The sequence below is a fragment of the Achromobacter sp. LC458 genome (assembly GCF_001005835.2).
In the GTDB taxonomy this organism is placed as follows: Bacteria; Pseudomonadota; Gammaproteobacteria; order Burkholderiales; family Burkholderiaceae_B; genus Achromobacter; species Achromobacter spanius_B.
This window is the reverse complement of sequence record NZ_LBHW02000013.1, coordinates 1-21,827: the sequence shown is the minus strand read 5'-3', so window position 1 is coordinate 21,827 and position 21,827 is coordinate 1. Positions and strand designations below refer to the sequence as shown.

17 protein-coding genes, 1 tRNA gene and 1 pseudogene are annotated in these 21,827 nt (G+C 64.1%); 7 read left to right on the top strand and 12 right to left on the bottom strand.

Annotated elements, in window-relative coordinates:
* Positions 1-102: 102 nt before the first annotated feature.
* Entirely contained in the window at positions 103-1,107 is a 1,005-nt protein-coding gene (locus YH64_RS13045; protein ID WP_046804671.1) for a tripartite tricarboxylate transporter substrate binding protein, read from the top strand.
* Between the two features lie 104 nt (positions 1,108-1,211).
* Here the strand turns inward: YH64_RS13045 and coaBC are convergent, their stop codons facing one another.
* From coaBC to YH64_RS13025, 4 genes are all read right to left on the bottom strand, one after another.
* Positions 1,212-2,408 carry a bifunctional phosphopantothenoylcysteine decarboxylase/phosphopantothenate--cysteine ligase CoaBC gene (gene coaBC / locus YH64_RS13040; protein ID WP_046804670.1) on the bottom strand — a complete coding sequence of 399 codons (1,197 nt, stop codon included), beginning with the start codon at positions 2,406-2,408 and terminating at the stop codon, positions 1,212-1,214.
* 163 nt (positions 2,409-2,571) lie between these two features.
* Positions 2,572-3,105 (bottom strand): signal peptidase II, encoded by a 534-nt coding sequence (lspA, locus tag YH64_RS13035; protein ID WP_046804669.1) that lies wholly within the window; start codon positions 3,103-3,105, stop codon positions 2,572-2,574.
* Positions 3,106-3,107: 2 nt separating this feature from the next.
* Positions 3,108-5,969 (bottom strand): isoleucine--tRNA ligase, encoded by a 2,862-nt coding sequence (ileS, locus tag YH64_RS13030; RefSeq protein WP_143215366.1) that lies wholly within the window; start codon positions 5,967-5,969, stop codon positions 3,108-3,110.
* Positions 5,959-6,924: a bifunctional riboflavin kinase/FAD synthetase gene (locus YH64_RS13025; protein WP_046804667.1), complete on the bottom strand. Its 966-nt coding sequence runs from the start codon at positions 6,922-6,924 to the stop codon at positions 5,959-5,961. Before YH64_RS13025 ends, ileS begins: the two co-directional genes overlap by 11 nt.
* A gap of 163 nt (positions 6,925-7,087) precedes the next feature.
* Between YH64_RS13025 and purN the strand changes: the two genes are divergently transcribed.
* Together purN and YH64_RS30775 are read left to right on the top strand one after the other, a co-directional pair.
* A complete protein-coding gene (gene purN / locus YH64_RS13020; protein ID WP_046804778.1) occupies positions 7,088-7,753 on the top strand; it encodes a phosphoribosylglycinamide formyltransferase in 666 nt (221 codons plus the stop codon).
* A gap of 1,012 nt (positions 7,754-8,765) precedes the next feature.
* Positions 8,766-10,241, top strand: a complete 1,476-nt coding sequence (locus YH64_RS30775; RefSeq protein ID WP_046804665.1) for an RsmB/NOP family class I SAM-dependent RNA methyltransferase — start codon at positions 8,766-8,768, stop codon at positions 10,239-10,241.
* Positions 10,242-10,319: 78 nt separating this feature from the next.
* On the opposite strand, the gene YH64_RS13010 is transcribed toward YH64_RS30775, so the two are convergent.
* Both YH64_RS13010 and YH64_RS30770 read right to left on the bottom strand, forming a co-directional pair.
* Complete coding sequence (locus YH64_RS13010; RefSeq protein WP_046804664.1) at positions 10,320-10,715, bottom strand: hypothetical protein; 396 nt, start codon at positions 10,713-10,715, stop codon at positions 10,320-10,322.
* Positions 10,667-10,795: pseudogene (locus YH64_RS30770) on the bottom strand (hypothetical protein); the annotation flags it as partial. The gene YH64_RS13010 and the pseudogene YH64_RS30770, both read right to left, overlap by 49 nt.
* Positions 10,796-11,073: 278 nt before the next feature.
* On the opposite strand from YH64_RS30770, the gene YH64_RS13005 reads away from it, so the two are divergent.
* Genes YH64_RS13005 through YH64_RS12995 form a run of 3 tightly spaced genes read left to right on the top strand, consistent with a single transcriptional unit; the run spans position 11,074 to position 14,881 of the window.
* Positions 11,074-12,282 carry a fatty acid desaturase gene (locus YH64_RS13005; RefSeq protein WP_046804663.1) on the top strand — a complete coding sequence of 403 codons (1,209 nt, stop codon included), beginning with the start codon at positions 11,074-11,076 and terminating at the stop codon, positions 12,280-12,282.
* On the top strand, positions 12,279-14,573 hold the full coding sequence (locus YH64_RS13000; RefSeq protein WP_046804662.1) for a UvrD-helicase domain-containing protein: 2,295 nt from the start codon (positions 12,279-12,281) through the stop codon (positions 14,571-14,573). Before YH64_RS13005 ends, YH64_RS13000 begins: the two co-directional genes overlap by 4 nt.
* 2 nt (positions 14,574-14,575) lie before the next feature.
* Positions 14,576-14,881 (top strand): chorismate mutase, encoded by a 306-nt coding sequence (locus YH64_RS12995; RefSeq protein ID WP_046804661.1) that lies wholly within the window; start codon positions 14,576-14,578, stop codon positions 14,879-14,881.
* 107 nt (positions 14,882-14,988) lie between these two features.
* Here YH64_RS12995 and YH64_RS12990 read toward each other — a convergent pair whose 3' ends face one another.
* The 5 genes from YH64_RS12990 to dapC all read right to left on the bottom strand — a co-directional run bounded on the left by YH64_RS12990 (position 14,989) and on the right by dapC (position 21,097).
* Complete coding sequence (locus YH64_RS12990; RefSeq protein ID WP_143215365.1) at positions 14,989-16,923, bottom strand: ABC-F family ATP-binding cassette domain-containing protein; 1,935 nt, start codon at positions 16,921-16,923, stop codon at positions 14,989-14,991.
* On the bottom strand, positions 16,920-17,816 hold the full coding sequence (gene prmB / locus YH64_RS12985) for a 50S ribosomal protein L3 N(5)-glutamine methyltransferase (RefSeq protein WP_046804659.1): 897 nt from the start codon (positions 17,814-17,816) through the stop codon (positions 16,920-16,922). Before prmB ends, YH64_RS12990 begins: the two co-directional genes overlap by 4 nt.
* 102 nt (positions 17,817-17,918) lie before the next feature.
* The gene (gene dapE / locus YH64_RS12980; RefSeq protein WP_046804658.1) at positions 17,919-19,055 is read right to left on the bottom strand and encodes a succinyl-diaminopimelate desuccinylase; all 1,137 of its coding nucleotides are present in this window, start codon (positions 19,053-19,055) and stop codon (positions 17,919-17,921) included.
* A complete protein-coding gene (gene dapD / locus YH64_RS12975; protein WP_046804657.1) occupies positions 19,055-19,876 on the bottom strand; it encodes a 2,3,4,5-tetrahydropyridine-2,6-dicarboxylate N-succinyltransferase in 822 nt (273 codons plus the stop codon). Before dapD ends, dapE begins: the two co-directional genes overlap by 1 nt.
* Positions 19,877-19,900: 24 nt before the next feature.
* Positions 19,901-21,097: a succinyldiaminopimelate transaminase gene (gene dapC, locus YH64_RS12970; protein ID WP_046804656.1), complete on the bottom strand. Its 1,197-nt coding sequence runs from the start codon at positions 21,095-21,097 to the stop codon at positions 19,901-19,903.
* 47 nt (positions 21,098-21,144) lie between these two features.
* On the opposite strand from dapC, the gene YH64_RS12965 reads away from it, so the two are divergent.
* Positions 21,145-21,231: transfer RNA gene (locus YH64_RS12965), tRNA-Leu, on the top strand.
* A gap of 290 nt (positions 21,232-21,521) precedes the next feature.
* On the opposite strand, the gene YH64_RS12960 is transcribed toward YH64_RS12965, so the two are convergent.
* Positions 21,522-21,758: a hypothetical protein gene (locus YH64_RS12960; RefSeq protein ID WP_046804655.1), complete on the bottom strand. Its 237-nt coding sequence runs from the start codon at positions 21,756-21,758 to the stop codon at positions 21,522-21,524.
* Positions 21,759-21,827 lie beyond the last annotated feature (69 nt).

The window sequence follows — 21,827 nt, the reverse complement described above, 5'->3', positions numbered from 1 at the left end:
CAGCACGGCGTGGCAGTGGCGTTTTCATGCCGCCGTCATGCCGGATGAGCGGCATGGGGAGACGAAGCTGTCTTCGTCAATTTATTGTTGGGAGTTGTTTTCATGTTCAGCCGTACCTTGCACCGCGCCGTTGGCGCCTTGTCCGCCGTTACTGTCTTGACGGTCTTGCCCGCGCTGTTGGCGCCTGCCCACGCCGCCGACGCGTGGAAGCCCACCAAGCCCGTGCGGCTGCTGGTGGGCTTTGCGCCCGGCGGCTCGGCCGACACCTTGGCGCGTCTGCTTGCCGATCCGCTGTCCAAGCGCCTGGGGCAGTCCGTTGTGGTTGAAAACCTGGCCGGCGCCGGCGGCAACATCATGGCGTACCGCCTGTCGCAATCGGCTGCCGACGGCTACACCATCGGCATCGCGGCCGCCGGTTCCATGGCCATCACGCACGTCCTGAATCCCAAGGGCACGAACTACAAGCCGTCCGACTTCACGCCGATCACGCTGGCTGCGGTGCAACCCAACGTGGTCATCGTCAACAAGGACGTGCCGGCCAATAATCTGGCCGAGTTGAAAGCGTATTTTCAGAATACGCCAACCGCTACCTACGGCACGGCGGGCGTGGGCATTTCCAACCACCTGATCGCCGAGACCATGCTGTACAAGTTGGGCGTGAAGGTGCCGCACGCGGCCTATCGTGGCGCGGCGCCGGTCATCACAGATTTGCTGGGCGGGTACATCGCCATGACGATGGACAACATCTCGACTGCCGCGCCGCTGGCCTCGCAAGGCAAGGTCAAAGCGATTGCCGTGGCCTCGCTCAAGCGCGCGCCGCAGTTGCCCAATGTGCCGACGCTGGATGAGCAAGGCCTGAAGGGCTTCGACATGCCAACGTGGCAGGGCGTGTTCGCACCCGCGGGTTTGCCGGCCGACGTGCTGGCTGCCTATTACGCCGCGCTGCAAGACGTGCTGAAAGACCCGGCGCTGGTTGAAAAGATGGCGGGCCTGGGTTCCGAGCCGGTCACGGAAATGACGCCGGAGAAGACGGCGCAGTTTCTTGAGAAAGATCGGCAGCAATGGGCCGATATCGTGAAGGCCGCGAACATTAGCCTGGAGCAGTAAAGCAGAAGGGCCCGCAAGGGCCCTTCTTTTTTTGCTGGGATATCCGGTCGGAAAAGATCCGGCCGAAACGAATCAGGCCGAAACGAATCAGGCCAGAAAATATACTAGTCCGGTACGCGCGCCGCGATTTCAGCGATCAGGCGGCGGGCCGCTTCCAGCTTGTCGCCCGCCGGTAGAGGATGCGCGCCTTGCTCGTCGAACAGCACCAGTTCGGTGGTGTCGGCGTCCATGACCTTGTGCGCCAGGTTGCCCACCAGCAGCGGGATGCCCTTGCGCTGGCGCTTGGCTTCGGCATGTTCGGCCAGCTTTTCGGTCTCGGCCGCAAAGCCCACGCACCACGGGCCGTTTTCCAGCTTGGCCACTTCAGCCAGGATGTCCGGATTCGGTTCGAATTCCATCACCGGCGCGCCGCCGCCTTCGCTCGTCTTTTTCAGCTTTTGCGTGCTGACGTTCTTCACGCGCCAGTCGGCCACGGCAGCCACGGCGATGAAGATGTCGGCGTCCGCCGCGCTGGCCATGACCGCGTCGTGCATCTGGCGCGCCGTCATGACGGACAGTGCCGTCACGCCGCGCGGCACGGGCAGGAACGTGGCGCCGGTAATCAAGGTGACGCGAGCGCCCGCTTCACGCGCGGCGCGGGCCAGCGCGTAGCCGGTCTTGCCCGACGAACGGTTGCTAAGCACGCGCACCGGGTCCACGGGTTCGGACGTGGGGCCGGCGGTCAACAGCACATGGCGCCCGGCCAGCAGCTTGGGCTGAAAGAAAGCGATCAGGTCGGTCAGAAGCTCGTGCGCTTCCAGCATGCGGCCGTCGCCCGTTTCGCCGCAAGCCTGCTCGCCAGCCGACGGCCCCAACACGCTGACACCATCCGCGCGCAGTTGCTGCACATTGCGCTGCGTGGCCGGGTTGGCCCACATCTCGCGGTTCATGGCGGGCGCCACCAGTAACGGGCAGGCGCGCGCCAGGCATAGCGTGGACAGCAGATCGTCGGCCATGCCGTGCGCCAGCTTGGCCATGAAGTCGGCGCTGGCGGGCGCGATCAGCACGGCGTCGGCGCCGCGCGTCAGGTCGATGTGCGCCATGTTGTTGGGCACGCGCGCGTCCCAGGCGTCCACAAAAACCGGGCGGCCCGACAGGGCCTGCATCGTCACGGGGGTGATGAAGTGCGTGGCCGCCTCGGTCATCACCACATCGACGGTGGCGCCTTGTTCGGTCATGCGCCGCACCAGCTCGGCGATTTTGTAGCAGGCGATGCCCCCGGTCAGACCGAGGACGATGCGTTTGCGGGCGAGATCGAGCATGAGGGCGTGGCGGCGGGTTCAGCGCCGTGAAATCGAGGAATGGAGGGTGATTTTATTCTGCATTGCGGCATCGCGCCGTTCGTCATGCATTCAGGGGGTATCAAGCGAGGCAAAAGCCGGGGGGGCAGGGGCGGCCGGGGCAGACCGCCCCGGCGCGAAGGCGTCAGGCCTGAGGCTTCTTACGGGCGCGGAGCAACTCGTCCAGCACCAGCAGCACGGCGCCGCAGCTGATACCCACGTCGGCCAGGTTGAAGGCCGGAAAGTAGGACTCGTTCCAGTAGAACAGCAGGAAGTCCACCACGTGGCCATAAGCAACGCGATCAATGACGTTGCCGATGGCGCCGCCCAGGATCAACGTTAGCGCCAGGCTGAAGCGCGGCTGGCCATGCGTGCGACGCAGGATGATCGTGATGACCACGGCGGCCACGCAGCCCAGGCCGGTGAACAGCCAGCGCTGCCAGCCTTCCTCGGACGCCAGGAAGCTGAACGCCGCGCCGCGGTTGTACATCAGCGTGAAGTCGAACACCGGCAGCACGTTGACGCGTTCGCCATACTGAAACGAGGTGTTGAAGTACACCTTGGTCAGTTGGTCCAGCACGATGATCAGCAGCGCCAGCGCCAGCCAGCCGCCCACGCGCGCGGGCGCGGCGCGGGTAGAGGTGGCGACCGAGGCTCCGGCGTCAGAGGGGCGGGCCATGTTCACGCCTTGTCGCGCGCTTCGCCCGAACCGAACAGGTTCGACACGCAACGGCCGCAGATCTCGGGGTGGTCCGCGTCCTGGCCAACATCCAGGCGCCAATGCCAGCATCGTTCGCACTTTTTGTGCGTCGACGGCGTGACATCGATGCGCGTCTCGCCTTCACCCGCGTGCACGGTGGCGCGCGACACGATCAGCACAAAGCGCAGGTCGTCGCCCAGGCTGGCCAGCAGTTGCTGGTCGTCGCCGCTGGCGTAAAGATCCACTTCGGCCTGCAACGACGAACCGATATCACCCGCCGTGCGCACCTCTTCCAGCTTGCGCTGGACTTCAGCACGAATGGCGCGCAGGCGCGACCACTTTGCGGACAGCGCATCGGCGTCGGCAAACGGCGGCAACGCGTGGTAGACCTCGGTGAAGATGGTCGTGCGCGCGGCGTCGGCCTGGTGCTTGAGTGCCGAGCCAACCAGTTCCTTCCAGGCTTCTTCGGCCGTAAAGGACAGGATCGGGGCCATCAGCTTGAGCAGCGTCTGGGTGATATCCAGCAACGCCGTCTGCGCCGAGCGGCGCGCCACGCTGCCCGGGGCCGACGTGTACAGGCGGTCTTTCAGGATGTCCAGGTAGAACGCGCCCAGGTCTTCCGAGCAGAACGTCTGCAAGCGCGAGACCGCCGGGTGGAAGTCGTAGCGTTCGTAGTTGGCCTGCACTTCGGCCTGCATCTGCGCCGTCATGGCCAGCGCGTAGCGGTCGATTTCGAACAGGTCGCCGTAGGGCACGGCTTGCGACACCGCGTCGAAGTCGGCCACGTTGGCCAGCAGGAAACGCAGCGTGTTGCGGATGCGGCGGTAGCCTTCGACCACGCGCTTCAGGATTTCGTCCGAGATGGACAGCTCGCCCGAATAGTCGGTAGAGGCCACCCACAAGCGCAGGATTTCCGCGCCCAGCGAGTCGGACACCTTTTGCGGGGCGATCACGTTGCCTACCGACTTGCTCATCTTGCGGCCCTGGCCGTCAACGACGAAACCGTGCGTCAACAGCGCCTTGTACGGCGGTTGGCCGTACAGCATGCAGCCGGTCAGCAGCGACGAATGGAACCAGCCGCGATGCTGGTCCGAGCCTTCCAGGTACAGGTCGGCGGGCCAGCCCAGTTCGGCGCCGTGCGAGCCGGCGAAGTCGCCGTCCTTGCCGCCCAACACCGTGGCGTGCGTGCTGCCGGAATCGAACCAGACATCAAGCGTGTCGCGGTTCTTTTCGTATTGGTCGGCTTCGTCGCCAAGCAGGTCGCGCGGTTCAAGCGCTTGCCAGGCTTCAATGCCGCCTTGCTCAACGCGCTGCGCCACCTGTTCCAGCAATTCGGTCGTGCGCGGATGCAGCTCGCCGGTTTCCTTGTGGACGAAGAAGGCCATCGGCACGCCCCACTGGCGCTGACGCGACAGGGTCCAGTCCGGGCGGTTCGCGATCATGGCGTGCAGGCGGGCGCGGCCCCAGGCCGGGTAGAAGGCCGTGGCGTCGATACCGGCCAGCGCCGATTCGCGCAGGGTCGGGCCGCCGTCTTTCGGGGCGACGTCCATGCCGGCGAACCATTGGCTGGTGGCGCGATAGATGATCGGCGTCTTGTGGCGCCAGCAGTGCATGTAGCTGTGCTTGTGCTTTTCGACGTGCATCAGCGCGCCGGCTTCGGTCAGCGCTTCGACGATCTTGGGGTTGGCGTCCCAGATGGACAGGCCGCCGAACAGCGCCAGGCTGTCCACGTACTTGCCGTCGCCCATGACGGGGCTGATGAAGTCGGTGTCTTTCATGCCGTGCGCCTTGCACGACACAAAGTCTTCAATGCCGTAGGCCGGGGCCGAGTGCACGACGCCCGTGCCCGAGTCGGCCGTGACGTAGTCGCCCAGGTAGACGGGGGCGCGGCGATCGTAGGCCGGGTTGAACTGCGCCAGCGGATGGCGGAATTCGATTTCGGACAGCGCTTGGCCGGGCGCCGTGGCGATGATTTCGCCTTCCAGGTTCCACGACTTCAGGCACGCTTCTACGCGGTCTTTGGCCACCAGCAGCAGCGGGCCGAACTTGGGCACGGGCGATACACGCACCAGCGCATATTCGATTTCGGGGTGTACGTTCAGCGCCTGGTTGGACGGGATGGTCCAGGGCGTGGTCGTCCAGATGACGATCGCGCCGTTGTCCACCGAGTCCAGCCCGAAAGCCGCCGCCAGCTTGGCCGGCTCCGCGAACGGGAAGGCCACGTCAACGGCGGGGTCGACGCGGTCGGCGTATTCGACTTCGGCTTCGGCCAGTGCCGAACCGCAGTCAAAACACCAGTTCACGGGCTTCAGGCCACGGAACACATAGCCCTTGTCCAGGATGCGGCCCAGTGCGCGGATTTCGTCGGCTTCATTGCTGAAGTTCATCGTCATGTACGGGCGATCCCATTCGCCCAGCACACCCAGACGCTTGAAATCCTTACGCTGGCGGTCGATTTGCTCAAGCGCGTAGGCGCGAGCCTTCGACTGCACTTCGGCCACGGGCAGGTGCTTGCCGTATTTCTTTTCGATCTGGATTTCGATCGGCATGCCGTGGCAATCCCAGCCGGGCACGTAATGCGCGTCATAGCCGGCCATGTTGCGGCTCTTGACGATGATGTCCTTCAGGATCTTGTTGACCGCGTGGCCGATGTGAATGTCGCCGTTCGCATAGGGCGGGCCGTCGTGCAGCACGAAACGCGGCCGGCCGCGGCTGGCCGCACGAATCGCCTGGTAGACGTGGTTTTCCTCCCACTGCGAAATCCAGGCGGGCTCGCGCTTGGCAAGGTCGCCCCGCATGGGGAAGGGGGTATCGGGCAGGTTGAGGGTCTTTTTATAGTCCATGAACGGCAAAATAGGCGCGCGCGTTTCGCGCGTCTTCGGCGATGGCGGCAGTCAGGGAAGGGAGGTCAGGAAATTTTTCTTCGTCCCGCAGCTTGTGCAGGAATTCGACGCGTACGAGTTTACCGTAAGCGTTGACGGTGTCGTCGAGCAGGTGTGACTCAAGTAGCACTCGGCCACGGTCTTCAACGGTTGGGCGCACGCCCAGGCTGGCCACGGCGGGCAACGGCCGGTCGGCCAGGCCATAAACCTGCACCACATAAATGCCCGAGCGCGCGGCGCAGCGTTCGGCCACACGCAGATTCATCGTGGGGTAGCCCAGCGTGCGGCCCAGTTTCTGGCCGTGGATGACGTGGCCGCTGATATGGTACGGATGGCCCAGCAGATGGCGCGCACGGTCCAGATCGCCTACGGCCAAGGCCGTGCGGACTTCGGAACTGGAAATGCGATGACCTTGCTGGTCGGTGACGTCGGCAAGCGTTTGCACCTCGAATCCGTGGTGCATGCCGGCTTCACGCAGCAGGTCGATGTCGCCGCTGCGTTTATGGCCAAAGCGGAAGTCTTCGCCCACCAGCAGCCACTTGGTTTGCAGGCCCTGCACCAGCAGGTTTTCGATGAAGGCGTTGGCCGACATCTCGGCCAGCCGGGCGTTAAAGCGCTGCACCACGACTTGGGAAACGCCGTAGCGCGCCAGCGCCGACAGCTTGTCGCGCAGCCCGGAAACCCGGGTTGGCGCCAGTTCGGGGCGTTGGTTCAAGGTGGCGAAGTACTCCCGCGGATGCGGTTCGAACGTCATCACGGAAGGGGTAAGCCCGCGCTCGCGGGCGGCTTCGCAGACGCGCGCCAGCATGGCTTGATGCCCGCGATGGACGCCGTCGAAATTGCCGATCGTCAGCGCGCAAGGAGCGCGCCGGTCGGGCGGAGGCAGGGATCGGTAGATACGCAGCGATGGTTTCACGAGCGAGAGTTTACAATTTTGGATTCCGGGTTTGTTCCAATCCCCCCAATCGTTCACGCGCCGACCGGTTTTCATGGCGTGGGAAGAGGGCGGACAAGCCCGCTGCGCCAAGCGAACCGCGTCCCAGCCGGGCGCGTTGGGGGCCATCTTTGGATTCTTTATCTTGCCGGAAACACAACTTTCTAAGCGCCGCCTTGTCATCCTGATTTCAGGGCGGGGCAGCAACATGCAGGCGCTGGCCGAGGCCTGCCGAAATGAGGGCTGGCCGGCTGACATTGCCGCCGTCATCGCCAGCCGCCCTGACGCGGGCGGCCTGGAATGGGCGGCCGCCCAGGGCATTCCCACCGCGGCCCTGTATCACAAGGACTACGCCAGCCGGGATGCTTTCGATGCCGCGCTGGCCGCCGAAATCGACCGCTATGCGCCCGATTACGTCATCCTGGCCGGCTTCATGCGCGTGCTGACGCCGGGTTTTGTCAACCATTACGCCGGTCGGCTGGTCAACATTCACCCGTCGTTGCTTCCGGCGTTTCCCGGCCTGCATACCCACGCGCAAGCGCTGGCCACGGGCGTGCGGGTGCACGGTTGCACGGTGCATTTCGTGACCCCGGTGCTGGATCACGGCCCGATCATTGCGCAGGGCTGTGTGCCGGTTTTGGCCGGTGATACGCCCGAACTGCTGGCCAGCCGCGTGCTGGCAGTGGAACATCAGGCTTTTCCGGCCGCCGTGCGCTGGCTGGCCGAAGGCCGGGTTACCCTGACAGCCGACCATCGAGTGGACGTGCAGGGGGATCCCGCACGCCTTTTCACCTGGTCGCCGGCCGCCTGAGCGGCCCCGAATCGCTTTTACCGGGCGGAACTCCTCCGCCCCACTGGAACACACCATGACTAAACCCCAATCTCCGCGTTCTCGTCCGGCAGGCTCCCCGAGGGCCGCTTCCGAAGGGCGCGACGGTCGGTCCTTTTTCTCGCGTCCGAAGGGCGAAGCCCGCGAGGCGCCAGCGCGCGAGCAGCGCACCGAGCGAGGGCGCGATGAGCGTCCCGCCCGCGATGCGGGCCGCCCGGCGCCGCGCGCGTCGTTTGACGCCCAACGTGGCGAAGGGCGCGGCGAAGGCCGTGCGGGGGCGCGCGGCGATCGCGGCTCCTTTGGCGGCGATCGCGGCTCGTTCGGAGGTGACCGCCGGGAAGGGCAAGGCCAGGGCCGCCCGGCCCCCCGCCCGTCCTACGACGCCCCGCGCGGTGAAAACCGTGGCGGCGAGCGTGGTTCCTATGGCGCGGAGCGCCGTGGTGGCCAAGGACAAGGCCAAGGCCGCCCGGATTCGCGTCCTTCCTATGGCAACGGCCCGCGTGGCGAGAATCGTGGCGGCGAACGTGCTTCCTATGGTTCGGAACGTCGTGGTGAACAAGGGCAAGGCCAAGGCCGCCCGGATTCCCGTCCGTCCTACGGCAACGGCCCGCGTGGCGAGAATCGTGGCGGCGAACGTGCTTCCTATGGTTCGGAACGTCGTGGTGAACACGGGCAAGGCCAAGGCCGCCCGGATTCCCGTCCGTCCTATAACAATGGTCCCCGTGGCGGAAGCCGTGGCGGCGAACGCGGTTCCTACGGGGCCGAGCACCGTGGGGGTGAACGCGGTTCCTCCTATGGCGCCGAGCGCCATGAACGTCAGCCGCGCCCGTCCTACGACGGCCCCCGTGGGGATGACCGTGGCGAACGCGGCCAGTATGCCGGCCCGCGCGGCGGTGACGCCGGGCTGGGCAATCGCGAACAGTCGTCGCAAAAGCCGCAGTTCAACCGTCCGCGCCAATCGTATGCGGCCATCCGCATCGATCAAGTCCAACGCGTGCTGGGCGAAATTCTGCAATGGACCTATCCGGCCGACGCCGCGCTGTCGCACTGGCTGCGCCACCACCCGAACCTGGGCGCGCGCGATCGCTCCGAGGTCGCCGAAGCTGTTTACGACGTGCTGCGTCACCTGCGTCGCTACCGCCAATTCGGCGAAAGCGGCGTGGGTCCCGCATCGCGTCGCCTGGCCATTCTTGGTTTGAACGCCACCCTGGGCGCCGAAGCGCTGGAAGAGGGCCTGGATGCCGCCGAAGCGGAATGGCTCAAGCGCGTGTCGCAGATCGATTTGTCCACGTTGCCGCGCGCCGTGCGGGGAAGCATCCCTGATTGGCTCGACGAGCGCCTGGCGCTGATGGACAGCCCGGACACGCTGGTCGAAGCGCTGAACCGTCAGGCCAGCCTGGATCTGCGCGTCAACCCGCTTAAGGTCGAACGCGACGCCATGCTGACGGAACTGCAACAAAGTGCAGGCCGCTACGAGCCCGTCGCCATGCCGTTTTCGCCCTGGGGCATCCGCATAGAAGGGCGTCCGGCGATCAACCGCTGGCCGCAATTCGAAAACGGCAGCATCGAGGTTCAAGACGAAGGCAGCCAGTTGCTGGCCCTGCTGGTCGCGCCGCGCCGTGGCGAAATGATCATCGATTTCTGCGCGGGCGCCGGCGGCAAGACGCTGCTGCTGGGCGCGCTGATGCGCTCTACCGGCCGCCTGTACGCGTTTGACGTGTCGGCCGCGCGCCTGGCCCGTGCCAAGCCGCGCTTTGCGCGCAGCGGTCTGTCGAACGTGGTGCCCGTTGTGATCGACAGCGAGAACGACGCCCGCGTAAAGCGCCTGGCCGGCAAGGCGCAACGCGTGCTGGTGGACGCCCCGTGCAGCGGTATTGGCACCTTGCGCCGCAATCCCGACCTGAAGTGGCGCCAGCACCCGCAGGCACTGGCCGAACTGGGTCAGTTGCAGGAGCGCATTCTGAACAGCGCCGCGCGATGCGTGGCGCCGGGCGGTCGCCTGGTGTACGCCACGTGCAGCCTGCTGGCCGAAGAAAACGAAGTACAGGCCGAGCGCTTCCTGGCCAGCCATCCCGACTTTGAACGCGTGGACGCGGCCGAGATCCTGGCTTCGCGTTGCGAAAACCTGAAGCTGGAAGGCCCGTATCTGCAACTGCGTCCTGACGTGCACGGCACGGACGGCTTCTTCGCGGCGGTATTCGAGCGCAAAAAGAAGGGCGCGGCCACCGACACGGCAGCGGGTGCGGACGCCGTTGTGGCAGCGGAAGCGGCCGACGCCGATCTGCTGGAAGATGGCATCCCTGACGAGCAATCGGGTCTGGAACTGGAAACGGCGACCGCGACGGCCACCCCGCCGGCAGCCGTTGATCCCGAGGCTGGGGACGATGCCCAGCTGATTCCTGAGTCGGCAGCGTCTGAGGCGGTATCCGATCCGGCAGCCGACGCCGGTAAGCAGGACAAACCCGCCTGACGCTCCGGGCGGGCGGCGACACCGGTCGGTGGGCGGGTCCTGCGATCTTCGGATTGCTCCCCGCTTGCCGGGCCGAGCCTACCGGGCCGGCGCCACGCCGATGGTCGCGCTATAGCGCCGGGTGCCCAGCGTCTTGTTCTGGTATTTCACTTCCCAGGCCAGGGTGTCGGCGCCCGGTTGATCCGCGGCGTACACCACCTGCGATACCGGCACGGCCTTGTAAGCGCACCGCCCGCTGTCACTGGACTGGCCGCGCGTCTGCACGATGCTGGCCTTGCCCAGCGTCGGGTTTTGCGTGATCACCACTCGTGGCGCCCGCAGCGCCAGGCAGTCAGACCCTCGTATCTCGTAGTACGACGCCAGCACGGTCACATCGCCGGACTTCAAGTTCTGCGCTAGCGCGGGTGTGTGGGCGGTAAGCGTCATCATCGCCAAGGCCGCGAAAAATAAGGGACGGGGTTTTCTGTACAGCATGAGTGGGGCAAAAGAGACAGTTTTGGACCGCATTGAGCGCAACAAACGGGCATCGCAAAGCGCCTCGGCGGGCGGAACGCTGTTTGCTGACAGGAACTTTAGTACCGGAATGTAGCCAAAACCTGGTGTCTTTGCGAATACCCCCCACAGAGAAGGGGTAGCCGGCCCAGAAGGCCGTCTATTGGCGAGACCAGCCTCGCGATCGGCCTGAAGCGGTCGCGAGAGAGGTTTTTTGTGCTCTGAAATCGGGGCTTAGTCCTTGATTTCGCTCAAAAACTATTTTGAAACTCCCTTGTCATAAGTCGGCAAAGGTAAGCTAAACTTCAGGCACTTAACAAGCGAGGCTCATAACAGCTTTATGGATTACATCCTCTCCTTCATTGCCGGTGGTCTGACCCAAGCCTCTTGGTGGCAGATCGTCGTATTCACCTTGGTCGTGACGCACATCACGATTGTTGCGGTCACCGTCTTTCTCCATCGCAGCCAAGCGCACCGCGGTCTGGATCTCCATCCTGCCGTCATGCATTTCTTCCGCTTCTGGCTCTGGATGACGACCGGTATGGTCACCAAGGAATGGGTTGCCATTCACCGCAAGCACCACGCCAAGTGCGAAAAGGAAGGCGATCCTCACTCGCCCATGTTGTTCGGTATCTGGAAGGTGCTGTTCCGCGGCGCGGAGCTGTATCGCGAAGAATCGAACAACAAGGAAACCATGGCCAAGTTCGGCCACGGTACGCCTGACGACTGGCTCGAACGCAACGTCTACAGCAAGCACAGCTTGTGGGGCGTGCTGTCCATGCTCGCCATCGACGTCGCCCTATTCGGCGCGGTCGGCGTGACGGTGTGGGCGGTCCAGATGGCCTGGATTCCCTTCTGGGCAGCCGGCGTCGTCAACGGTATTGGCCACTATTGGGGCTACCGCAACTACAACAGCCCGGACACCAGCACCAACGTGTTCCCCTGGGGCATCGTGATTGGCGGCGAAGAGCTGCACAACAACCACCACGCCCACGGCACGTCGGCCAAGTTCTCGGCCAAGTGGTACGAATTCGACATCGGTTGGGCCTACATCAACATCCTGAAGTTCTTTGGCCTGGCCAAGATCAAGAAGGTTGCGCCCAAGCTCAAGCTGGATGACAGCCGTACCGGCATCGACCTGCGCACGTTGCAAGGCGTGATCACGCACCGCTACGAAGTCATGGCCCGCTACGCGGACGTGATCAAGAGCGCCGCTCGCGAAGAGATGAACAAGCTGAAGGCCTCGCGCCAGGAAGGCAACGCAGACTGCGACTACACCAAGTTGCGCCAAGTGCGTCGTGCCATCCACCGCAACGAGGAAATCCTCCAGCCTGAACAGCTTGCCGCCGTGGATAGCGCCATTGCCAAAAACAAGTCGCTGTCGACCTTGGTGCAGATGCGTCGTGAACTCGGCCGCATCTGGGAAAGCTCCAGCGCCAGCAGCGAACAGCTTCTTCATGACCTGCAGGCCTGGTGCCAGCGCGCCCAGCAAAGCGGCATCGCCGGGCTCGAGCAATTCGCTCAACATCTGCGCCGCTACGCGGCATGATGCTAGAGAAGCTCAACCCTGAACAACGCGCCGCAGTAACGTTAGAACCGCAGCACGCCCTGGTCTTGGCCGGGGCGGGCAGCGGCAAGACCCGGGTACTGACTACCCGCATGGCCTGGCTGATTCAAACCGGCCAGGCTTCGCCTTTTGGGCTTCTGGCGGTCACGTTCACCAATAAGGCCGCGCGCGAAATGCTGGCGCGTATGTCGGCGATCTTGCCGATCGATACGCGCGGCTTGTGGATCGGCACGTTTCACGGCCTTTGCAACCGCATGCTGCGCGCCCATCACCGCGACGCCGGCTTGCCGCAAAGCTTCCAGATCCTGGATGTGACGGACCAGCTTGCCGCCATCAAGCGCCTGATGAAGGCCAATGGCGTCGACGACGAAAAGTATCCGCCCCGGGACGTCCAGCGCTTCATCAACGGCGCCAAGGAAGAAGGCCTTCGTCCGCAAGACGTCGAGGCCTATGACGCCCATCGCCGTCGCCTGATCGAGATCTATCAGCTGTACGAAGCCCAGTGCCAACGCGAAGGCGTGGTCGACTTCGCCGAGCTGCTGCTGCGCGCCTACGAATTGTTGTCGCGCAATGCGCCGGTACGCGAGCACTACCAGCGCCGCTTCCGCCACATTCTGGTCGACGAGTTCCAAGACACCAACACGTTCCAATACAAGTGGCTGCGCCTGCTGGCCGGCGGTGGCGCGGCCATCTTTGCCGTGGGCGACGACGACCAATCCATCTATGCGTTCCGTGGCGCGAACGTCGGCAATATGTCCGACTTCGAACGTGACTACGCGCACGGCACCGTCATCCGCCTTGAGCAGAATTACCGCTCGTTCGGCCACATCCTGGATTCCGCCAACGCGCTGATCGGCCATAACAGTGGCCGCCTGGGCAAGAATCTTTGGACGGATCAGGGCGAAGGCGAACCGGTGCGCGTCATCGAACAGCCCTCCGACGGCATGGAAGCTCAATGGATCGTGGACGAAATCCGTTCGTTGATCCACGACGGCAGCCTGCGCCGCGAGATCGCCGTGCTGTATCGCAGCAACGCGCAGTCGCGCGTGATTGAGCACGCCATCTTCTCGGCCGGTATTCCGTACAAGGTCTATGGCGGCCTGCGCTTTTTCGAGCGCCAGGAAATCAAGCACGCCCTGGCGTACTTGCGCTTGATGGCCAATCCGCATGACGACACGTCGTGGATGCGCGTGGTCAATTTCCCGACGCGCGGCATAGGCGCGCGCACGCTAGAGCAACTGGCTGACGCGGCCCGCGCGCACGACACCAGCCTGTACGGCGCGGTGGCCCTGGTGGCCGGCAAGGGTGGTTCCAACCTGGCGCAGTTTGCCCAGCTGATCCACCGCCTGATCGAAGAAACGCGCGATCTGCCGCTGCCGGAAATGGTCGAGCACATGCTCGAAACCAGTGGCCTGAACGCTCACTACAAGGCGGAGCGCGAAGGCGCCGAACGGCTGGAAAACTTGAACGAATTGATCACGGCTGCAGCCGTGTTCGCGTCGGAAGAAAACTACGATGGCATGCCTGCCGGCGTGGTGCCCGACCAGGCCACGTCGTCAACGCTGATGCCGGGCGTCGTCGACGCGCCCATCGTGGCCTCTGACGGGCTGACGCCGTTGGCGGCGTTCCTGTCGCATGCCGCGCTTGAAGCCGGCGATAACCAGGCCCAACAAGGCCAGGACGCCGTCCAGCTCATGACGGTGCACGCCGCCAAGGGCCTGGAGTTCGACGCGGTTTTCATCACCGGTCTTGAAGAAGGCCTGTTCCCGCACGAGAACAGCATCCTTGAGCAGTCCGGGCTGGAAGAAGAGCGGCGCCTGATGTACGTGGCGATTACCCGCGCACGGCAGCGTTTGTACATCAGCCTGGCACAAAGCCGGATGCTGCATGGCCAGACGCGCTACGCGATGCGCTCACGCTTCCTTGACGAGATTCCCGAAGAGCATCTGAAGTGGCTGTCGCCCAAGGCCGGCTTGGCGCCGGTCAGCAGCACGGGCGCCGGCTGGGGCGGCGGCAATCGGGGTGATGCGTTCGGCCGCAAAGCCACCAATACCATTGCGCCGCGTCAACCTCGCGGCATCGCAAGCGGTGTCACGGTGGGCGACAAGCAGTATCGTGTGGGTCAGGGCGTGCATCACGCGCGGTTTGGCGATGGCACGATTATTGGCTTGAGCGGCGCTGGACAGGACGCCCAGGCGGAAATCCAGTTTCGTGACGTGGGCGCCAAAACCTTGGCGCTGGGTATCGCGAAGCTTGATATTGTTCAGGGTTAAACATGGCCAACAACGAGTCTCCGAAAGCCGAGCTGGCGTCCCTGCGTGCCGAGGTCGATGAAATCGACCAGCAGATCATGCTGCTGTTGGGCGTGCGGTTTCGCTGCACGGACATGATTGGTGAATTGAAAACCAATCACGGAATGGACCTGGTGGACCCGCAACGGGAAAGCCAACAGGTCGAGCGCATTCGACGCCTGGCGGAAGAGGCCGGCGTGCCGCCCGCGTTGGCCGAGACCATCCTGCGCGAGGTGATCGACACCGTGATCGATCACCACACCCGCCTGCGCGAACGTCCTTACTCGTAATAAAAGAAGCGGGGGGCCAATCGGCCCCCCGTTTTCCATCCGCAATCCAAGCTGTGCCGCTGCGCCGCTGTTGCGGGTTTTGCAGCGGTTGCAGCCGTGCGTTTGGATCATCCCTCGCTTTGGTCGATTTCTTCCAGCGAACCCTGGATTTCCAGCCATTGCTCTTCCAGCTCGTCCATGCGCTTGCCGTGTTCGCCGTGCTCGGCCATGACCTTTTGGCGTTCGGCGCGGCGGGCGTCTGAATACAGGTCGGCGTCGGCAATGACGGCGTCCAGCGCGTGCAATTTGACGCGCAGCTTTTCCATCTCGGCCTCGACCTTGGCCAACTTCGACTCCAGCGGTTTGCGCAGTGCGGATAGGCGTTGGCGCTGTTCGGCTTCAGCGCGGCGTTGCGCCTTGCGGTCCACGACGGGTTCGCTGCCGTCGGCATTTTCGCGCGCGGCTTCGGCGCGTTCGCCGGCGTTGCGGGCGGCCAGCCAGTCGCGGTAGTCCTCCAGGTCGCCATCGAATTCGCGCACCGCGCCATCCGCGACAATCCAGAAGCTGTCCACGGTCGTGCGCAGCAGGTGCCGGTCGTGCGAGACCAGCAGCATGCTGCCGCCGAAGTCGGCAAGCGCGGCGGCCAGGGCTTCGCGCGTTTCGACATCCAAGTGGTTGCTGGGTTCGTCCAGCAGCAGCAGATTGGGTTTTTGCCAGACGATCAAGGACAGCGCAAGGCGTGCTTTTTCGCCACCGGACATCGGGCCGACTTTGCTGGTGACCGTGTCGCCCGAAAAGCCGAAGCCGCCCAGGTAATTGCGCAGCTCTTGTTCGCGCGTGTCCGGCGCCAGCCGTGCCAGATGGGCGATGGGCGTGCTGTCCACGTCCAGCATATCCAGCTGATGCTGGTGAAAGTAGCCAATCGCCAAGCCACGCGAGGCACGCCGTTCGCCTGCTTGCACGGGGATCTCTTCGGCCAGCGTCTTGATCAGGGTACTTTTGCCGGCGCCGTTGGCCCCCAGCACGCCGACACGGCTGCCCGCGCGAACCATCAACGTCACATCGCGCAGAATCGGAATGGCGTTGCCTGCCGCGTCCGTATACCCGGCCGACAGGTGTTCCAGCGTTAACAGCGGGTCGGGCACCTGGTCGGGCGAGGGGATGCGGATGTCGATGCCGGCTTCAGCGTGCAGCGGCGCCAGCACCTGCATGCGCGCCAGCGCCTTGACGCGGCTTTGCGCCTGCTTCGCCTTGGAAGCCTTGGCTTTAAAGCGGTCGATAAACCCTTGCAGGCGGGCCGTCTCGCGCGTCTGGCGTTCGTAGGCGATGTTGGTCTGGCGCAGGCGCTCGGCGCGTTGCGTCAGGAAATCACCGTAGCCACCGCGATACCGCACCAGTTTGGCGTGGTCGAAATGCAGGATGGACTTGGCCACCGCGTCCAGGAATTCCGTGTCGTGGGAAATCAGCATGACGGTGCCCGGATAGGCCCCCAGCCATTTCTCCAGCCACAGCATCGCGTCCAGATCCAGGTGGTTCGTGGGTTCGTCCAGCAGCAGCAATTCGGAAGGGGCCATCAGCGCGCTGGCCAGTGCCAGGCGCATGCGCCAGCCGCCCGAGAAGCTTTCGACCGGCAGCATCCATTCGTTGGGCTTGAAGCCCAGGCCGGCCAGCAACTGCTCTGCGCGCGAGGCGGCGCTCCAGGCGCCGGCTTCGATCAGCGCCGCTTCCACTTCGGCGATTTGCGTGCCTTGGTCGTCCGTCAGTTCGGCGCGGCGCGCCTGCAATTCGCGCAAGTGCGTGTCGCCGTCGATGACAAATTCACGAGCCGGGCGGTCGTCGGCGTCCAACTCTTGCTTGACGCTGGCAATGCGCCAGCCCGCCGGCAGGTTCACGGTGCCGGCGTCCAGGTCCAGCGCGCCGGTCAGCAGCGCGAACAGCGAGGACTTGCCCGCGCCGTTCTTGCCAACGATGCCGACGCGCTCGCCGGGGTGTACGACAAATTCAGCGCTATCTAACAGCACTTTCGTGCCGCGGCGCAGGGTCAATCCAGTGGCGCGTATCACAGGCTGAGTTGCTCTCGGGTAAGCAGCAGGATCTGGTCCGACGCTTCTTCCGTGTCCAGCCAGACGGGCGAGAGCTGCGGGAAGGCGGCTTCAAAGAAGTCGCGCTCGTGACCGATCTCAAGCACGATCACGCCTTCAGGTGCCAGGTACTGTGGCGCCGACGCAAGAATGCGCCGCACCAGGTCCATGCCGTCGTCGCCACCGGCCAAGGCCAGCTGCGGCTCATGACGGTATTCCTGGGGCAGCACGTCCATAGAACCGCTGTTCACATAAGGCGGATTGCAGATGATGACGTCGTACTGGCAAGCCGGCAGATTGTCGAAGAGGTTGCTGGCATGCAGGTCCAGACGGTCGGCCAAGCCGTAGTCGTCGACGTTGCGGCGGGCAACTTCCAGCGCATCGGCCGACACGTCCACCGCGTCAACGTGGGCATTGGGGAAGGCCATGGCCGACAGGATGGCCAGGCAACCCGACCCGGTGCACATGTCCAGCACATTTTCCACGGCGTAAGGGTCCTGGACCCACGGCGACAGCCCTGCGTCCAGCAGTTCGGCAATGGGCGAACGCGGCACGATGACGCGCTGGTCCACGTAGAAGCGGTGGCCGCGCAGCCAGGCCTCGTTGGTCAGGTAGGCCGCGGGCACGCGCTCGGTCACGCGGCGTTCCAGCAGGTCCAGCACGCGGTCGCGTTCTTCACGGACCACGCGGGCGTCCAGGAACGGGTCAAGCGTGTCCAGCGGCAGGTGCAGCGCGTGCAGCGTCAGATAGACGGCCTCGTCCCAGGCGTTATCGCTGCCGTGCCCCAGCGCCACCTGGGCGCTGTTCAGGCGCGACACACCATAGCGGATCAGGTCGCGCAGCGTCAGCAATTCTTGGCGGGCGGATTGATACATAACAGGCCTTATATCCCCGTCCAGCATGCCGAACCGGGAAAAAACACGCCCCCTGTGAAGGGGGCAGAGCGCTTGCGCAGCGTGCGAAGCGCGGGGGTCTCTTTATTTCAGCAGCAGGTTTTCCAGCGTGCGCCGATAGATGTTTTTCAGCGGTTCCAGTGAAGCCACTTCGACGCGCTCATTCACCTTGTGGATCGTGGCGTTGCCGGGACCGAACTCGATCACCTGCGGGCAAATCTTGGCGATGAAGCGGCCATCGGACGTGCCACCCGTGGTGGACAGTTCGGCGGTCACGCCGGTTTCGCTGTGAATCGCCTGCACCAGCGCATCGGTCAACGAGCCGCGCGGGGTCAGGAAGGGCTCGCCGCCCAAGTCCCAGTCCAGCTCGTATTCCAGGCCGTGCTTGTCCAGCACGGCGTGCACGCGCGCCTTCAGGCTTTCAGGCGTGCTGGCCGTGGAGAAACGGAAGTTGAACAACGCAACCGCTTCGCCGGGAACCACGTTGGTGGCGCCGGTGCCCGAGTTCAGATTCGACACCTGGAACGTCGTGGGCGGAAAATACTCGTTGCCCTGGTCCCATTCAATCGAGACGATTTCGGCCAACGCGGGCGACAACTGGTGCACGGGGTTGCGCGCCAGATGCGGGTAGGCGACGTGGCCCTGGATGCCCTTGACCGTCAACTTGCCCGACAGCGAGCCGCGGCGACCATTCTTGCAGGTGTCGCCCAGCACGTCGCCGGAAGTCGGTTCGCCGACGATGCAGTAATCCAGCTTTTCGCCGCGCGCCTTCAATGCGTCGCAAACGATGGCGGTGCCGTCGATGGACGGGCCTTCTTCGTCGGACGTGATCAGCAGCGCGATCGAACCGTCATGCTGCGGGTGGGCCGCCACGAATTCCTCGGCCGCCACCACGAAGGCAGCAATCGAGCTTTTCATGTCGGCCGCCCCACGGCCGTACAGCCAGCCGTCGCGTTCAGTGGGCACGAACGGGTCGCTATCCCACTTTTCGCGTGGACCCGGAGGCACCACATCGGTGTGACCGGCAAACACGGTCAGCGGCGCGGCGCTGCCGCGACGGGCCCACAGATTGGTGACGCCGCCCTGTGCGATGGTTTCGCACGTGAAGCCGATGCGCTCGAGCCGGGCGGCCAACGCCGCCTGGCAGTCTTCATCCGCCGGCGTGACCGACGGGCGGGCGATCAGGTCCTTGACCAGATCCAGTACGGCTGACGTGCTCATTACGCCCTCAGCAGATCATTGATGCTGGTCTTGGCGCGCGTTTGCGCGTCGACACGCTTGACGATGACGGCGCAAGCCAGGCTGTGCGAGCCGTCGGCCGACGGCAGCGAGCCCGGCACCACGACGGAACCCGAGGGCACGCGGCCGTAGGTGATCTTGCCCGTGGCGCGATCAAAAATCTTGGTGCTTTGCGACAGGAACACGCCCATGGCCAAGACCGAGTTTTCTTCCACGATCACGCCTTCGACGACTTCCGAGCGGGCGCCAATGAAGCAGTTGTCTTCGATGATGGTGGGGTTGGCTTGCAGGGGTTCCAGCACGCCGCCGATGCCCACGCCACCCGACAGGTGCACGTTCTTGCCGATCTGCGCGCAAGAGCCGACGGTGGCCCAGGTGTCAACCATGGTGCCTTCGTCAACGTAGGCGCCGATGTTCACATAGGAGGGCATCAGCACGACGTTGCGGCCGATGAACGCGCCACGGCGCGCGACGGCGGGCGGCACCACGCGGTAGCCGCCTTGCTTGAAGGCGTTGTCGCCGTATTCCGAGAACTTGAGCGGCACCTTGTCGTAGAACTGCAGCGGCGCCTGGCCCATGATGGCGTTCTCGTTCAGGCGGAACGACAGCAACACGGCCTTTTTGATCCACTGGTGCACGACCCAGTCGTCGTTGATTTTCTCAGCCACGCGCAGGCGGCCCAGATCCAGCCCGTCGATGGTGTGTTCCACCGCTTCGCGCACTTCGGCGCTGGCGTCGGAGGGAGTCAGGTTGGTCCGGTCGTCCCAGGCTTTTTCGATGGTGGTCTGCAGGTCGAGAGTCATAGCGGCTCAGCTTTTAAAGGTTGATCAAACAGAAGTATGTACAAAATGAGCGATGCGTTCGGCTGCTTGCACGCAATCAGCCAAAGGCGCCACCAACGCAATACGGATGCGGCCGTGGCCGGGATTGACGCCATGCGCTTCCCGCGCCAGGAAACTGCCCGGCAGAACGGTAACACCGGTACGGCCATAAAGGTCGCGCACAAACGCCGTATCCGAGCCCGGCGTGGCCGCCCATAGGTAGAAAGAGGCTTTCGGGCGTGACACATCGAGCACGTTTTCAAGTATGGGGACGACCGCGTCGAATTTTTCGCGATACAGGCGGCGGTTGTCTTTCACATGCGCCTCGTCGGCCCAGGCCGCGATGCTGGCCGCCGACACCAGGGGGCTCATGGCACTGCCATGATACGTGCGATACAAAAGGAACCGGCCGATCAGCGCGGCGTCGCCCGCCACAAAACCCGACCGCAAGCCTGGCACGTTGGACCGCTTGGACAGGCTGGAAAACGCCACCAGATTGCGGTAGTCGTCCCGGCCCAGGCGGCGCGCCGCCTGCAGGCTGCCCAGGGGGGCATCGCCTTCGTCCAGATAGATCTCGGAATAGCATTCGTCCGACGCAATCACAAAGCCGTAACGGTCGGACAGCTTGAAGAGGACTTCCCATTCATCCAGCGACATGACGTTACCGGCCGGGTTGCCCGGCGAGCACACGAACACCAGCCGGGTCTTCTTCCAGACGGCGTCAGGCACCTGATTCCAGTCGCTGGAAAAATTGCGCAACGGATCGGCGTTGACGAAGTAGGGCGTGGCGCCGGCCAGCAGCGTCGCACCTTCGTAGATTTGGTAGAACGGGTTGGGGCAGATCACGACCGACCCAGCGGACGGGTCAATCACGGTCTGGGTAAAAGCGAACAGCGCTTCGCGCGAACCCAGGGCGGGCAAGACCTGCGTGTCGGCATCAGGGGCGGGAATGCTGTAACGGCGCGCCAGCCAGGCAGAAATCGCCTGGCGCAGCGCGGGATCGCCCTTGGTGGACGGGTACACGGAAAGCCCGTCCATATGCCCGCGAATGGCGTCCGCCACGCATTCGGGCGCGGCGTGCTTGGGCTCGCCAATCGATAAGTTGATAGGCGTCAGACCGTTCTGCTGCGCGGCGGCGCAAGCCAGCAACGCGCGCAATTTTTCGAACGGGTAGGGGTGTAAAGCATCGAGGCGCGGATTCATGACGCAAGATTTTAACAAGCAAGCTACAATAGCGGGCTTGACCTTTAGCGAAGGTGGCGAAATTGGTAGACGCACCAGGTTTAGGTCCTGACGCCGTAACAGGTGTAGGGGTTCGAGTCCCCTCCTTCGCACCATACAACTGAAAGCCGTTGCTTGGCCCCCAGGGGCCGTGCTGAGTGCCCGCAAGGCGCTTTGAATCAACGGCTTAGCGGGAACGGTGGGTGCCGATTGACTGCCCATAACAACTAGAATTTGCAGTCTTTCAGCCCCATCTTGGCCGCATTCCTCCGCACACAGTAGATGGCCTGGCGCCGGCGCCGTTGGTGCCCCGGTTGGCTAACTACCCGAATGCATCCCAGGGATGCACCGCGGGACACACCCCCGGAATGCCCCCCGGAATGCTCCCGCGGCGTTCAATCCGCTATCAGTTCTTGACCTTGATGCGGTCGCGACGCTTTTCGGTTCTGGGCTCGACATCGCGGCCCAATTCCACGTCCATCAGGATGGCGGCATGGACTTTGGCGCGGCTGGCTTCGATGCGCGGCACGCATGCCCAGCCTCGATCGGCGGCCACCGACAATTTCTTGTCCAGTTCTTGATGGCGACGACGCTTGTTTTCCGTCGACATATTGCTGAGTTCTTGATCGGTGATTAAGCGCATGGGTTTCTCCTTGGTGAAACGATGTGGTTGCGATGGACATGGGTATTGCGAACAGGCGTGCGCCTGCAT